Source organism: Brevundimonas sp. FV1ye7S (genome assembly GCF_058680995.1).
The window spans coordinates 2,811,009-2,824,526 of sequence record NZ_CM178726.1 but is presented as its reverse complement, the minus strand read 5'-3'; the positions used below and the strand labels follow the sequence as shown (position 1 = coordinate 2,824,526).

The window sequence follows — 13,518 nt, the reverse complement described above, 5'->3', positions numbered from 1 at the left end:
AACTGTGGCGATGCAGGCGCCTGTCGCCGCTCCATTCGTGATCGTGTCGTCGGCGCCATCTCGCAATCCTACGGCTTCTCCCCCACTATGAATATCCTGCGAAGGGGTGACGATGGCCGAGGCGACGACGGGACTGGATCTGGGCGCGGCGGCGGCCCTGCTGGCGGCGGGCGTGATCGCCGTGCCGGTGTTCAAGCGGGTCGGTCTGGGCTCGGTGCTCGGCTATCTGGCGGCCGGGCTGGCCATCGGGCCGTTCGGCCTGAAACTGTTTCAGGAGCCCGAGACCATTCTTCATGTCGCCGAGTTCGGCGTGGTCATCTTCCTGTTCATCATCGGGCTGGAGATGCGGCCCAAACGTCTGTGGGGTCTTCGGAAAGAGATCTTCGGCCTGGGCGCGGCCCAGGTGCTGTTCTGCGGCCTGATCCTGACCCTGACCGCCATGCTGGCCGGCTTTTCCGCGCCGGTCGCGTTTGTCGGCGCCATGGGCTTCGTCCTGTCGTCCACCGCCGTCATCATGCAGATGCTGGAGGAGCGGGGCGAGATCGCGGGCGGGGCCGGTCAGCGGTCCGTCTCCATCCTGCTGCTGGAAGACCTGGCCATCGTGCCGTTGCTGGCCATCGTCGCCGTCCTGGCCTCGGTGCTGGGCGTGGCGAACGAACAGGCGCCCCCCCTGTGGCAGACCATCGGCTTCGCGGTGGCGGCGGTCGGCGGCGTTCTGCTGGCGGGCAAATATCTGGTCAATCCGATCTTCCGCCTGCTGGCCCGTTACGGCGGTCGCGAGGTGATGACGGCGGCGGCCCTGCTGGTCGTGGTCGGCGCCGCCTGGGCCATGTCGCTGGGCGGGCTGTCCATGGCCATGGGCGCCTTCCTGGCAGGCGTGCTGTTGTCGGAATCCACCTTCCGTCACCAGCTGGAAGCCGATGTGGAGCCCTTCCGCGCCATCCTGCTGGGTCTGTTCTTCCTCAGCGTCGGCATGTCGCTGGACCTGTCGGTGGTGGTCGCCGACTGGCGTCTGGTGGTCGGCGGCGTGATCGCCTTCATGGCGGTCAAGGCGCTGGGCATCTATGGCGTCGCGCGACTGTTCAAGGCCTCGCACCACGAGGCGGTCGAGCGGGCGGCCCTGTTCGCGCAAGGCGGCGAGTTCGCCTTCGTCCTGTATGGCGCGGCGGTGACGGCGGGTCTGTTCGACGCCCAGATCGGCGCCATGCTGTCGGCCATCGTCATCCTGTCCATGGCCCTGACGCCGCTGACCAGTCTGCTGACCCAGCGCCTGCTGCCCAAGCCGACCCTGTCGGCCGAGGACGCCGAGGGGGTGGACTTCGCCAAGGACCTGCGCGGGCAGGTGCTGATCATCGGCTTCGGCCGTTTCGCCCAGGTGGTGTCACAGCCCTTGCTGGCGCGGGATGTGGACGTCTCGATCATCGAGAACGACGTCGAGATGATCCAGGCCGCCTCGCAGTTCGGGTTCAAGGTCTATTATGGCGACGGCGCTCAGCTGCACACGCTGCGGGCCTCGGGTGCGGACGAGGCCGAAATCGTCCTGGTCTGCGTCGACAAGCCCGAGGTCGCCGACCGCATCGTCGAACTGGTCAAGTCCGAGTTCCCGACGACCAAGATCATGGCCCGGGCCTTCGACCGGGGGCATTCCATGCGGCTGATCCAGGCCGGGGTCGACTATCAGATCCGCGAGACCTTCGAGTCCGCGTTGAAGTTCGGCGAGCGCGCCTTGATCGAACTGGGCATGGACGAGGGCCAGGCGGCCGAGGCCATCGGCGACGTTCGCCGCCGCGACGAGGCGCGTCTGGACCTGCAGCTGACCGGCGGAATCAAGGCCGGGCGCCAACTGATGCGCGGCAATATGCCGACGCCGCAACCCGCTCCCTATGTGAAGCCGCGTCGCGAAGGCCGACTGCTGAACGAGGACGAGGCGGGTCCGGCCGCACCGGACACACGGCGCGAACCCGCCGAGACCTGACGCCCTATTGGGCGCCGGCCTCCTGTTGTCGCGCGCCGATCAACTCGGCCCGGGCCCGCAGGCCAGCGTCCTGGGACACGGCGGTGGCGACGGCGTTGAAACGGTCCACCGCCAGGCCGGACCCCTCGACCGCCGCCGTCAGCTGGGCGCTCTGTTCCGGGGTGGCCTGGCCGTTCTGGACATTGGCGGTGACGGCGCGAATCTTGGTCATGGCTTCAACGAACTGGCGCAGTTCCGCGTCGCTGACGCCGGCCGCGACCGATCCGGGAGCAGGCTTCGGCGCCTTCATGGCGTTGATGCGGGCGTTGATCACCGGGCTTTCGGCGGCGGCGTTGGAGATGGCGTTGAAGCGCACGACCTCGAGGCCGGATTCCTGAACCGCAGCCGCCATTTCGGCCTGTTGTTCGGGCGTCGGCTGGGTGCCGTTCAGGGTGTCGCTGACCGCGCGGACGCGGGTGATGGCGACATCGTACTTGCGCAATTCTTCGTCGGTGAAGTCGGCTGCGCCCGGGGCAGGCGCCGCGGTCGGGGCGGTCTGGCCCGAGGCTTCATAAGGGGTTTGGGCGTGTGCGCCCGCGGCGGTCAGCAGAGCGGCGGCGGAAGCAAAAAGAGCGAGGCGGGGCGCGCGCATGGTGCGTGGTCCTTTCGATCTGGCGTCCACTTATGCCGTGCAAGGACGGCGACGACGCAATCACGTCATCGCTCCCCGATGGCTGTGGCGCCTGTAAGGATAAAGGAGCGGGGAGCCCGCTTAATCTAGGCGTTCGCGGCGTGATCGCCACCCCGGCGGGCTGGAGAGCCGATCAAGGATACGTTAGACGGGCGTGATCTCACTGAGGTTTGTCCGTCATGAAACGTCTCGTCATCGCCGCCCTGGCTCTCGTCGCTGTCGCCACCCCCGCCGTGGTCGACGCCTGGGGCAACACCGGCCACCGGCTGATCGGGATCGCCGCAATGCGCGCCCTGCCGGCCGACATGCCGGGCTTTCTGAAGACGCCCGGCGCCATCGCCGACGTCGGCGAGCTGGCGCGCGAACCCGACCGCTGGAAGGGCGCGGGCCAGCCCCACGACCGCGAACGCGACACCGCCCATTTCATCGACCTGGACGACGCCGGCCATGTCTTCGACCCGCGCGGCATGACCCTGGCCGAACTGCCCCGCCTGAAGTCCGAATATGACGCCGCCCTGACCAAGGCGGGGCTGGACGTCGATGACGCCGGCTATCTGCCCTACGCCATGATCGACGCCTGGCAGAATCTGGGCCGCGATTTCGCCTACTGGCGCGTGCTGAACGCCGCCGAAAGACGTGAGACCAATATGGAGCGCCAGGCCTGGTACCGGGCCGACCGCCTGCGCCGCGAGGCCCTGATCCTGCGCGACATCGGGGTCATGGGCCACTATGTCGGCGACGGGTCGCAACCCCATCACACGACGATCCACTACAATGGCTGGGGCGAGTTCCCGAACCCCGAAGGCTTCACCAATTCGCGCCAGACCCATGCCTTGTTCGAAGGCGCCTTCACCAACCGCGTCGCCCGCCTGGACGCGGTCGAGGCCGCCATGCCGGCCGCCGATCTGGACGGTTTCGACGTCAAGGCGCGCACCGTCTCCTATCTGACCACCACCCTGGGCACGGTCATCCCCTTCTACCGGCTGGAGAAAGCCGGGGCTTTCCGCGACAGCGATCCGCGCGGCGCCGCCTTCGTCAATGAGCGTCTGGCGGCCGGCGCCGCCGAACTGCGCGACTTCATCGCCACCGCCTGGACCGCCTCGGGCAGCGCCTCCATCGGCTGGCCCGCCGTCAAGGTGGCCGAGGTCGAGGCTGGAACCGTTGATCCCTGGATCGCCATGGTTGGTGAAGACTGATGTCCGACGCGGGCCAGGTCCGCCTGGCGCAAGGCGCGACCCTCGAGCGCCAAGGGCGCATCCCCGAGGCCGTGGTCCTCTATCAATCCGTCGTGGCCGAGCGGCCCGAGCTGGGCGACGTCTGGTACGATCTGGGGCGGCTTCTGAGGCGTATGCGTCGCCTTGACGACGCCCTGGCCGCCTATGACCAGGCCCTGGCCCAGGGCGCGCGCGATCCGCAGGAAATCCACCTGAACCGCGCCGTGATCTTCGCGGAGGATCTGAACCGGCCAGATGCGGCCGAGACCGAACTAAGGACCGCCCTCGCCATTGCGCCCGCCTATGCGCCCGCCTGGCTCAACCTGGGCAATCTGCATGAGGACGCCGGGCGACGCGACGAGGCGCGGCAGGCCTATGAGTCCGTCCTGGCCATAGATCCCGGCCATGGAACCGCCCTGGCGCGGCTGGCGGGCTTGCAGGCGGCGACGACGTCGGACGATCCCCTGATCGGTCGGCTGCGATCCGCCCTGGCCGCCACGCCCGAGGGGCTGGAACAGGCGGACCTGGGTTTCGCCCTGGGACGAATCCTGGATGTGGCGGGCGAGTATGACGCCGCCTTCCAAGCCTATGTCGCCGCCAACCAGATCAGCGCAGCCCTGGCTCGCGCCAAGGGCGTGGTCTACGATCCAGCCCTGGCCGAAGCCTATGTTGATCGGCTGATCGCGGCGACGCCGGCCCCGGTTGCGGCGCTGGACGACGACGATCGCGAGGCGGCGCCGATCTTCATCTGCGGCATGTTCCGGTCCGGTTCGACCCTGGTCGAGCGTATTCTGGGCGGCCACAGCGGCGTGCGTGCGGGCGGAGAGCTGGATCTGCTGCCGACCCTGGCCGCCAACGTCTTCAATCCCTTCCCCGAAGCCCTGGGCGTGTTCGACGACGCCAGTCGGCGCAAGATCCGCGACGTCTATCTGAACGCCGTGCGCGAGCGCGTGCCCGGCGTCGGCGTCGTCACGGACAAGCGGCCGGACAACATCCTCTACATCGGCCTGGCCAAGACCCTGTTCCCCAAGGCTCGGATCATCCACACCGTGCGCAATCCGATCGACAACGCACTGTCGGTCTTCTTCCTGCACCTGTCCTACGACATGGCCTATGCGCTGGACCTGGAGCACGCCGCCCACTGGACGGCCCAGGAACGACGGCTGGCGGCGCACTGGAAATCGGTCTGGCCGGATGACGTGCACGAGGTCGACTACGACGACCTGGTCGCGCGGGGCGAGCCGGCCGTGCGCGATCTGGTGGCGGCCTGCGACCTGGCGTGGGAGCCGTCGGTGATGGACTTCCATCAGCGCCAGGGGCCGGTCCGCACCGCCAGCGTCTGGCAGGTGCGCGAGCCCCTGTACGCCCGCGCCTCGGGACGATGGAAGAACTATGCGCCACATCTGGACGATCTGCGCGCCGCTCTGGTCCGTTACGGTCTGGACGGGTAGGGAGGCGGCATGTCCGCTTCCCCCGATTTCGCCGCCGCCGACCTCACGCCTCCTGCCGTCATCCTCGACAAGTCGCAGATGGCCGAGAATATCGGCGCCGTGGCGCGAGTGATGGCCAACTTCGGCCTGACGGACCTGCGTCTAGTCACGCCGCGCGACGGCTGGCCCCAGGAGCGGGCCTGGGCCACGGCCTCGGGGGCCGACTGGGTGCTGGAGGGGGTGCGGGTGTTCGACAGCGTCGCCGAGGCAGTCGCCGACCTGAACACCGTCTTCGCAACCACCGCCCGTCCGCGCGAGACGCGTCAGCCGGTGCGGACGCCGCGCGAAGCCGGCCGTATCCTGTACGACGACACCGCCTCGGGACTGAAGACCGGCCTGTTGTTCGGCGGCGAGCGCGCGGGGCTGGAGACGACCGACATCGCCCTGTGCGCCGGCATCGTCACCATTCCCATCGACCCGAAACACCATTCGCTGAACCTGGCCCAGGCGGTGGCGATCAACGCCTATGAGTGGCGCACCCTGATCCTGGACGCCCCGCCGCCCCGTTTCCGCGACAGCGAGCCGCCGGCGTCGAACGACCTGCTGGTCGGCATGTACGAACATCTGGAGGCGGAGCTGGAGAGCGGCGGCTTCTTCTATCCGCCCGAGAAGAAGCGTTCGATGAGCCAGAACCTGCGGGTCATGCTGGGCCGCGCCGCCTTCTCCGAACAGGAGGTCGCCACCATGCGCGGCGCCATCCACGCCCTGGCCAAGGGACGGGGGCGGGTGCTGGCCAAGCTGGCGGCCGAACGGGCGGCGAAGGGGAATGCGAGCGAATAAGGAGTCGCTCCTTCTCCCCGTCATCCTCGGGTTAAGCCCGAGGATGACGCAAGAGGTCGTCATCCCGCCCCCAGCAGATCCGACCAGCGCCAGCTGCCCTTGCCCAGGGCGATCCGCGCGCCGTCGGCGCCGTCCTCAAGCTTCAGCACGGCCAGGCCTGTCATCCGCTGGGTCCTGCACTCGGCCGGGGCGAAGGCGACCTCCAGGGCGATGGCCTGGCGCACCCCGGCCAGGCCCTTGCCGGACTGGTTGCGGCTTTGCAGCCAGTCGCCGTTCCAGACCAGGATGGCGCGGCCCGAGGCGTCCATCTCTTCGCTGGCGGCGATGACGGCGCGGCGCACGGCGGCGTCGTCACGCACGGCGTCCTGAACCCAGCGGACCATGTCGCAAGTCCCGCCGCCCGAGCCTGATCCGGCGCCGGATCCGCCCGTCCCGCCGCCTCCGCCCACGCCGTTTCCAGCGCCGCCGCCCGGACCCGATCCGACCGTGGCGGCGCCGGCCAACTGAGCCGCGCCCAGCAGGGGCAGGGGCGGTCCCGGCGGCGCGGGGGCGGCGGGCAGGGGCTCGACGTCCAGGGGCGGCTTGGCGACGACTTTTCGGGGACGCGCAGCGGCCACGGCGGGCGGTCGAAGCTGGGGCGCGGGTTTGGGCGGCGCCGGGGTTTGAGCCGCTGCGGCCGGCGCGTCGGGCGTCGGCGCCGGATCGGGCGCGGGGATGGGAGTGGGCGGAGGCGGCGGATCGACCAGTTCGACCATCACCGGCGCCGCTTCATGGGGCGCCGCGAGCGGTTCCGGCCGCGCCGCTGTCATGACCAGCACCAGGGCCGCATGGCCGGCGACGACGCAGGCGGCCGCCAGGGGCCAGCGCCGGGTCCGGTCGGGACGCGCGGCGCTCAATCGCCGATCCGTGATGTGTCGAAGATGATCGGTCGCATGGTCATCCGTCGCCAACCCCTGTAAAAAATCACGACGTCCTGTTGAAAACATTCTGTCGCGGCAGGACGGTGGCATGGTTGCGAATACAACCGCTCGCTGTTCAAGATCAGCGATAGATCAGTTCATCCGCCACAGGGCGTAGCCTGTTGGCGGGCTAACGTACCAGCTCGCGCTCCGGTTCCGATCTGACGCAATAATCATGCGAATTCGGTTCGGATTATATAGCTAAGCTGACATTTTCCGGCCTAAAGCACGTCATTACTCCGCCTTGTCGCCTACGCCATTTTCATCTGGCGCATGAACTGGGTGTGGCGCCCCCGGCAAGAAGGAGACAGAACTTGAGCAGATCGAAACTCAGGACGGCGGTCGTCGGCGGCGCCCTCATCGCCCTCGGCTTTGCGGCCAGCGGCTGCGCCAGCCATCGTTTCGTGCGTGATCAGGTCGAGGTGGTGGACACCCGCGTCACCGGGGTCGAAGGCACGGCGGGCCAGGCCCTGCAACGCGCCAACGACGCCCACAAACTGGCCGAGGGCAAGTTCCTCTATCAGGTCGTCCTGTCGGACGATTCCGTGAAGTTCCCGACCGACGCCTCGGCCCTGTCGCCCGAGGCCGAGCAGCGCCTGGCCCAGTTCGCCCAACGTCTGCGCGACGAGAACAAGAACGTCTATCTGGAAATCCAGGGCTATACCGACGCCACCGGCCCGGTCGAACACAACAACCAGCTGGGCGAGCAGCGCGCCGAGGCCGTGCGTCGCTTCCTGAACCGCCAGGGCGTCGCCTTGAACCGGATGTCGACCATCTCCTACGGTCCGGAAGAGCCGGTCGCCTCCAACGACACCCCCGAGGGCCGGTCGCAGAACCGCCGCGTGACCATCGTGGTCCTCGCCTAAGGTTTCGCAGACCTGAAGACCCGAACGGCGGCCGCATCGCAGCGGCCGCCGTTTTCGCATCTACAACGTTTCGAAGAAGGCCGGCACGGCCTGGGTTGCCGGGCCGTACACCCCCTCGTCGAACAGGCGCGCACCCTGCGTCGGCTCCAGGTTGATCTCGACCGTCCGCGCCCCCGCGTATCGGGCCGACTGCACGAACCCCGCCGCCGGATAGACCGCCCCCGAGGTGCCGATGGAGACGAACAGGTCACAGGTCTCCAGCGCCGTCTCGATCCGCTCCATGGCTAACGGCATCTCCCCGAACCAGACGATGTGCGGCCGCATCCGCCCCTGCGGATGATGCGGCGAGGCTTCGTCGGCCGCCATGTCGCCGGCCCAGGCCATCACCACCCCCGACCGGGTGCAGCGGGCCTTCAGCAGTTCGCCGTGCATATGGATCAGTTCGAACCCGGCGCGCGGCGGGACCTCGGCGTGCGCCCGGTCGTGCAGATCATCCACGTTCTGCGTCACCAGCAGGAAATCCCCCTCCCACCGCGCCGCCAGCTCGGCCAGGGCGCGATGGGCGGCGTTCGGCTGAACCTGCGCCAACTGCCGCCGCCGCTGGTTATAGAAGTCCTGCACCAGGGCGGGATCCGCCGCATAGCCCTCCGGCGTCGCCACAGCCTCGACCCGATGCCCGCACCACAGGCCGTCCTCGGCTCGAAATGTGGGCACGCCGCTTTCGGCCGATATGCCAGCGCCGGTCAGGACGACGAGGTTCATGATGCGATTGTTTGCCTGACCTGCGGCTCGGTCAGCAAGCGCCAAAATTCGCCAGATAGGCGGCGTAGTCGGGCCGGCCAAGAATCCATCGGCGCGCGATGTTGTTCCGGCCGTTCCGGGTCCTCTGTCGGCGCAGGGACCCCCGCGGCTGGATCAGACACGATCATTGCGCGTGGACGATGCAGACCCGTGATGTGTCAAGCCGCCAGGCTGGCGCGCAGATGTTCGATCATCAGCCGCACCTTGGGTGGAACATGGCGGCGGTGCGGATGGACGGCCCAGACGCCTTCATCGGGCGGGCGGTGCTCTGTCAGCACGGCGGTCAGGGCGCCGGCGCGAAGCGGCTCGGTGACATAGAAGTCCGGCAGTTGGCACAGGCCCAGCCCTTGGATCGCAGCATCCAGCACGGCGGCGCCCGAGTTGCAGCGCCATCGGCCCTGGGGGCGGAAACTGGTCTCGCGCCCGCCCTCGCTGAAGCGCCAGTGTTCCGATGATCCGGTCAGCAGATCGTGGGCCGGCAGTTCGGACAGATCGCGCGGCGCGCCCCGCTGGGCCAGGTAGGCTGGCGCGGCGCACAGGATCAGCCGTCGTGACGCCAGTCGGCGGGCGATCAGTCGCGAGTCCGTCAGATGCCCGAACCGGATCGCCAGATCATAGCCGTCGCCGACAAGGTCGCGCAGCCGATTATCCAGGTCCAGCTCGATCGACAGCTCGGCATGATCGCGGGCGAAGCGGTTGACCGCCGGGGCCACGAAGCGTTCTCCATAGGAGACGGAACAGGTCATCCGCAGCAGGCCGCGCGGGGCGCTGTCATCCGGCTGAACGGCCGCCAGGGCCTCGTCCCTTTCGTCGATCAGCCGGCGACAACGCGCCAGGAAATCGCGGCCTGCATCGGTCAGTTCGACCCGGCGGGTCGTCCGGTTCAGCAGCCGGGTCTGCAGTCGGTCCTCCAATCGCGCGATCTCTCGGCTGACCGCAGAGGTGGAAAGGCCCAGCCGCTTCGCCGCCGTCGAGAAACTGGCCTGTTCAGCCACCGCCGTGAATTCGTCGATCCCGTCCCAACGACTGCTCATACGGAGGGTCCAACACGATTGTCCCTGCCTGGCAATAATGTTTTGCGTTTATCGCCGTTTCATCGATGCCGGGAGCGGCCTAGAACAGGATCACATCATCCAGCCTGTTCCTCATGTAGCAAGCCGCCGCGCGGCGAGCGGTAGGGACGTCCGAAGGACCAAAATTATGAAAACCCGCGCCGCCGTCGCCTTTGAGGCCAAACGTCCGCTCGAGATCGTCGAGGTCGATCTGGAGGGGCCGCGCGCCGGCGAGGTGCTGATCGAGATCAAGGCCACAGGCATCTGCCACACCGACGCCTATACGCTGGACGGCCTGGACTCCGAGGGCATCTTCCCCAGCATTCTTGGCCACGAGGGCGCGGGCGTGGTGGTCGAGGTGGGGCCGGGCGTGACCTCGGTCGCGGTCGGGGACCATGTCATTCCGCTGTACACGCCCGAATGCCGCCAGTGTAAGTCGTGCCTGTCGCGCAAGACCAACCTGTGCACCTCGATCCGCGCCACCCAGGGCAAGGGGCTGATGCCCGACGGCACGTCGCGCTTCAGCTACAAGGGCCAGGCCATCGCCCACTACATGGGCTGCTCGACCTTCTCGAACTTCACCGTCCTGCCCGAGATCGCGGTGGCGAAGATCAGGAAAGACGCCCCGTTCGACAAGGCCTGCTACGTCGGTTGCGGCGTGACGACGGGCGTCGGCGCCGTGGTCAACACCGCCAAGGTCGAGCCGGGCGCGAACGCCGTGGTCTTCGGCCTGGGCGGCATCGGCCTGAACGTCATCCAGGGGCTGAAGATGGTCGGCGCCGACATGATCGTCGGCGTCGATCTGAACCCGGACAAGGAGGAGTGGGGCCGTCGCTTCGGCATGACCCATTTCGTCAATCCGAAGGACGTGCCGGACGTGGTGGCCCATCTGGTCGAACTGACCGGCGGCGGCGCCGACTACACCTTCGACTGCACCGGCAACACGGTGGTCATGCGCCAGGCGCTGGAAGCCTGCCACCGCGGCTGGGGCGAGAGCATCGTCATCGGCGTGGCCGAGGCGGGCAAGGAGATCGCCACCCGCCCGTTCCAGCTGGTCACGGGCCGGGTGTGGCGCGGCTCGGCCTTCGGCGGCGCGCGCGGCCGCACCGACACGCCGAAGATCGTCGACTGGTACATGGACGGCAAGATCGAGATCGACCCGATGATCACCCACACCTTCCCGCTGGAAGAGATAAACAAGGCCTTCGACCTGATGCACGCCGGAGAGAGCATCCGGTCGGTGGTGGTCTTCTAGTTCAAGGGAGAGAGACGCATGTTCACCCACGTCACCGTCGGCGCCAACGATATCGAGGCGTCGCGCCGCTTCTATGACGCCGCTCTCGGCGCTCTCGGCATCGACTCCGCTCAGGGGCCGGATCCCAAGGGCCGCTACTGGTGGCGCACGGCGCACGGCGCCTTCGCCGTGGGCAAGCCGATCGACGGCGAGCCGGCCTGTCACGCCAACGGCGGCACCATCGGTTTTGCGGCCAAGGACACGGCCATGGTCGACGCCTTCCACGCGGCAGGCGTCGAGGCCGGCGGAGCCACGATCGAAGATCCGCCCGGCCTGCGCCAGGGCGCGTTCGGCAAACTGTATCTCGCCTATCTGCGCGATCCCTCGGGCAACAAGATCTGCGCCATGCACCGGGTCGTCGACTGATGCAGACCACCAAGACCCACATCGTCCACGGCGGAACCCTGCGCTATCTGAAGCACGACAGCGCCGTGACCGGCACGCCGATGACCCTGTCGGTCTTCACGCCGGGCGGGCAGGGGCCGTTCCCGGTGCTGATCTGGCTGTCGGGCCTGACCTGCACCGAGGACAATTTCACCACCAAGGCCGGCGCCTACCGCGCCGCCGCCGAGCACGGCGTCATCATCGTCGCGCCCGACACCTCGCCGCGCGGCGAGGGTGTGGCCGATGATCCGGCCTATGACCTGGGCCAGGGCGCGGGCTTCTATGTCGATGCGACCCAGACGCCCTGGGCTCCGCACTTCCGCATGGAGTCCTATGTCACGGACGAACTGATCGCCCTGATCGACGCCGAATTCCCCACCACAGGCGCCCGGTCGGTCTCGGGCCATTCCATGGGCGGCCACGGCGCCCTGACCCTGGCGCTGCGCCATCCCGACCTGTTCCGCTCGGTCTCGGCCTTCGCCCCCATCTGTTCTCCGACCCGCTGCCCCTGGGGCGAAAAGGCCTTCACCGCCTATCTGGGCGAGGATCGCGCCGCCTGGGATCGTCACGACGCCGCCAGACTGATCGAGGCCGGCGCCGCCAAGTCTGTCTATGACGACATCCTGATCGACCAGGGCGACGCCGACAGCTTCCTGACCGACCAGCTCAAGTCCGAACTGCTCCAGGCCGCCGCCGACGCCGCCGGTCAGAAGGTCACCATCCGGCTGCAGCCCGGCTACGACCATTCCTACTTCTTCATGACCAGCTTCATCGGCGACCACATCGCCTTCCACGCTGAACGGCTGAAGGCCTGAGGATGATGCGCCTCGGCTCGGTCCTGATGCTGGGGCTGCTCGTGGCCTTAAACGCCTCTTTGGCCGCAGCGCAGGAACAGGCGGGCGATCTCGACTGGCGTCCGCAGGTCGCCGTTCCAGCCTATACGGCTGATGGACCCCTGATCCGTGTCGATCAGGGGCATGGAAGCCTTCAGACTATCGACGGCCGATATGCCGGGTTTGCCGCCCTCATGCGGGCCGACGGCTATCGGGTTGACGCGGGGCGCGGGCGACTGGATGCGCCGGGCGCGCTGGATGGGGTCGCGGTGCTGGTGATCGCCAACGCCGCCAGTCCCGAGAACGGCTCTCGCGTTTCCGCCTTTGACGAGGCCGAGATCGAGGCCATGGCGCAGTGGGTCGAAGGTGGCGGGTCGCTACTGCTGGCGGCCGATCATGCGCCGCATGGAACGGCGGCCGAGGCGCTGGGCGCTCGGTTCGGCGTGACGATGGGCAAGGGCTACGCCTTTCAATCTGTTCGCAACGACGGCACGGCCAATCTGGTCTTTCCGCGACAGGCGCTGGGGGATCACCCGATCATCGCCGGTCGTGGGGGCGGCGAGGGCGTGCAGATCGTCAAGACCTTCACCGGCCAGTCCCTCAAGGGGCCCGACGGATCGACCGTGTTGCTGGCGATGAGCGACGACGCGTTCGAAGCGCCGGATCTCGCCACCCTTCAGGCCATTCGGCAGCGCCTGCGCGCGGGCGAGGATGTGGATGTCGTGACGGCGGAGCTGGCGCGGCCCGCCCTGCCGGCCCAGGGGCTCGCCTTCCCGTTCGGCGCGGGCAGGGTCGTGGTGCTGGGTGAAGCCGGCATGCTGACCGCGCAGATCGTGCGTTTCCCTCACCAGCCGGACCGCGAACCCTATCATTTCGGCCTGAACACCGGCGGCCATGACGACCAACAGTTCGCACTGAACCTGATGCACTGGCTGTCGCGTCTCATCCCCTGATGCTAGAGGGGCGCGATGAGCGCCACCGATCCCTATGAGCCGATGTTTTCCGCCCTGTGCCGCGAGGTGGGCTTCTGTCTGCATGAGAAGGGGCAAAAGCGCGTGATCGCCGCACTGCCGGCCGGTCTGGACGCCGCCGTGCGCGCCGTCTTCGCTGCCGAGGGCGTGGACGAGCCCAATGCGCCGGGCGACGTCAAGCGCGCCGTGCGCGAATGCCTGAAGGCGAACTTGCCCGTCGGCTGACTTT

Annotated in this window: 14 protein-coding genes; 10 read left to right on the top strand and 4 right to left on the bottom strand. The window is 68.1% G+C overall.

The window, feature by feature from the left end; all coding sequences use genetic code 11:
- Window positions 1-112 precede the first annotated feature (112 nt).
- Window positions 113-1,975, top strand: coding sequence for a monovalent cation:proton antiporter-2 (CPA2) family protein (locus ACW18C_RS13810; protein WP_492071499.1), 1,863 nt, complete (start codon window positions 113-115; stop codon window positions 1,973-1,975).
- 4 nt (window positions 1,976-1,979) lie between these two features.
- Here the strand turns inward: ACW18C_RS13810 and ACW18C_RS13805 are convergent, their stop codons facing one another.
- A complete protein-coding gene (locus ACW18C_RS13805) occupies window positions 1,980-2,606 on the bottom strand; it encodes a DUF4168 domain-containing protein (RefSeq protein WP_492071497.1) in 627 nt (208 codons plus the stop codon).
- A gap of 218 nt (window positions 2,607-2,824) precedes the next feature.
- Here ACW18C_RS13805 and ACW18C_RS13800 point away from each other — a divergent pair, with 218 nt between their 5' ends.
- Genes ACW18C_RS13800 through ACW18C_RS13790 form a run of 3 tightly spaced genes read left to right on the top strand, consistent with a single transcriptional unit; the run spans window position 2,825 to window position 6,129 of the window.
- Window positions 2,825-3,841 (top strand): phospholipase C/P1 nuclease family protein, encoded by a 1,017-nt coding sequence (locus tag ACW18C_RS13800; protein ID WP_492071496.1) that lies wholly within the window; start codon window positions 2,825-2,827, stop codon window positions 3,839-3,841.
- Window positions 3,841-5,310 (top strand): tetratricopeptide repeat-containing sulfotransferase family protein, encoded by a 1,470-nt coding sequence (locus ACW18C_RS13795; RefSeq protein ID WP_492071494.1) that lies wholly within the window; start codon window positions 3,841-3,843, stop codon window positions 5,308-5,310. Before ACW18C_RS13800 ends, ACW18C_RS13795 begins: the two co-directional genes overlap by 1 nt.
- Before the next feature lie 9 nt (window positions 5,311-5,319).
- On the top strand, window positions 5,320-6,129 hold the full coding sequence (locus tag ACW18C_RS13790; protein ID WP_492071493.1) for an RNA methyltransferase: 810 nt from the start codon (window positions 5,320-5,322) through the stop codon (window positions 6,127-6,129).
- A 59-nt stretch (window positions 6,130-6,188) separates the two neighbouring features.
- On the opposite strand, the gene ACW18C_RS13785 is transcribed toward ACW18C_RS13790, so the two are convergent.
- Window positions 6,189-7,025 (bottom strand): hypothetical protein, encoded by an 837-nt coding sequence (locus tag ACW18C_RS13785; RefSeq protein ID WP_492071492.1) that lies wholly within the window; start codon window positions 7,023-7,025, stop codon window positions 6,189-6,191.
- Between the two features lie 377 nt (window positions 7,026-7,402).
- Between ACW18C_RS13785 and ACW18C_RS13780 the strand changes: the two genes are divergently transcribed.
- Complete coding sequence (locus ACW18C_RS13780) at window positions 7,403-7,954, top strand: OmpA family protein (protein WP_008263328.1); 552 nt, start codon at window positions 7,403-7,405, stop codon at window positions 7,952-7,954.
- A 60-nt stretch (window positions 7,955-8,014) separates the two neighbouring features.
- Here ACW18C_RS13780 and ACW18C_RS13775 read toward each other — a convergent pair whose 3' ends face one another.
- Window positions 8,015-8,716, bottom strand: a complete 702-nt coding sequence (locus ACW18C_RS13775) for an NAD-dependent deacylase (protein ID WP_492071491.1) — start codon at window positions 8,714-8,716, stop codon at window positions 8,015-8,017.
- A gap of 197 nt (window positions 8,717-8,913) precedes the next feature.
- The gene (locus ACW18C_RS13770) at window positions 8,914-9,789 is read right to left on the bottom strand and encodes a LysR family transcriptional regulator (protein ID WP_492071490.1); all 876 of its coding nucleotides are present in this window, start codon (window positions 9,787-9,789) and stop codon (window positions 8,914-8,916) included.
- A 166-nt stretch (window positions 9,790-9,955) separates the two neighbouring features.
- On the opposite strand from ACW18C_RS13770, the gene ACW18C_RS13765 reads away from it, so the two are divergent.
- From ACW18C_RS13765 to ACW18C_RS13745, 5 genes are read left to right on the top strand one after another with little or no spacing between them, the layout of a single operon-like run.
- Entirely contained in the window at window positions 9,956-11,062 is a 1,107-nt protein-coding gene (locus ACW18C_RS13765; RefSeq protein ID WP_035308526.1) for an S-(hydroxymethyl)glutathione dehydrogenase/class III alcohol dehydrogenase, read from the top strand.
- 18 nt (window positions 11,063-11,080) lie between these two features.
- Complete coding sequence (locus ACW18C_RS13760) at window positions 11,081-11,467, top strand: VOC family protein (RefSeq protein ID WP_008264038.1); 387 nt, start codon at window positions 11,081-11,083, stop codon at window positions 11,465-11,467.
- Window positions 11,467-12,300, top strand: a complete 834-nt coding sequence (fghA, locus tag ACW18C_RS13755; protein ID WP_492071489.1) for an S-formylglutathione hydrolase — start codon at window positions 11,467-11,469, stop codon at window positions 12,298-12,300. The genes ACW18C_RS13760 and fghA overlap by 1 nt, the downstream gene beginning before the upstream one ends.
- A 2-nt stretch (window positions 12,301-12,302) precedes the next feature.
- Window positions 12,303-13,271 (top strand): DUF4350 domain-containing protein, encoded by a 969-nt coding sequence (locus ACW18C_RS13750; protein WP_492071487.1) that lies wholly within the window; start codon window positions 12,303-12,305, stop codon window positions 13,269-13,271.
- Window positions 13,272-13,286: 15 nt separating this feature from the next.
- Window positions 13,287-13,514: a hypothetical protein gene (locus ACW18C_RS13745; protein ID WP_183198411.1), complete on the top strand. Its 228-nt coding sequence runs from the start codon at window positions 13,287-13,289 to the stop codon at window positions 13,512-13,514.
- Window positions 13,515-13,518 lie beyond the last annotated feature (4 nt).

Bases quoted from the DNA above. Each gene is read 5' to 3' on its own strand.
- ACW18C_RS13810 (WP_492071499.1), top strand. From the start codon at position 113: ATGGCCGAGGCGACGACGGGACTGGATCTGGGCGCGGCGGCGGCCCTG.
- ACW18C_RS13805 (WP_492071497.1), bottom strand. From the start codon at position 2,606: ATGCGCGCGCCCCGCCTCGCTCTTTTTGCTTCCGCCGCCGCTCTGCTG.
- ACW18C_RS13800 (WP_492071496.1), top strand. From the start codon at position 2,825: ATGAAACGTCTCGTCATCGCCGCCCTGGCTCTCGTCGCTGTCGCCACC.
- ACW18C_RS13795 (WP_492071494.1), top strand. From the start codon at position 3,841: ATGTCCGACGCGGGCCAGGTCCGCCTGGCGCAAGGCGCGACCCTCGAG.
- ACW18C_RS13790 (WP_492071493.1), top strand. From the start codon at position 5,320: ATGTCCGCTTCCCCCGATTTCGCCGCCGCCGACCTCACGCCTCCTGCC.
- ACW18C_RS13775 (WP_492071491.1), bottom strand. From the start codon at position 8,716: ATGAACCTCGTCGTCCTGACCGGCGCTGGCATATCGGCCGAAAGCGGC.
- ACW18C_RS13770 (WP_492071490.1), bottom strand. From the start codon at position 9,789: ATGAGCAGTCGTTGGGACGGGATCGACGAATTCACGGCGGTGGCTGAA.
- ACW18C_RS13765 (WP_035308526.1), top strand. From the start codon at position 9,956: ATGAAAACCCGCGCCGCCGTCGCCTTTGAGGCCAAACGTCCGCTCGAG.
- ACW18C_RS13760 (WP_008264038.1), top strand. From the start codon at position 11,081: ATGTTCACCCACGTCACCGTCGGCGCCAACGATATCGAGGCGTCGCGC.
- fghA (WP_492071489.1), top strand. From the start codon at position 11,467: ATGCAGACCACCAAGACCCACATCGTCCACGGCGGAACCCTGCGCTAT.
- ACW18C_RS13750 (WP_492071487.1), top strand. From the start codon at position 12,303: ATGATGCGCCTCGGCTCGGTCCTGATGCTGGGGCTGCTCGTGGCCTTA.
- ACW18C_RS13745 (WP_183198411.1), top strand. From the start codon at position 13,287: ATGAGCGCCACCGATCCCTATGAGCCGATGTTTTCCGCCCTGTGCCGC.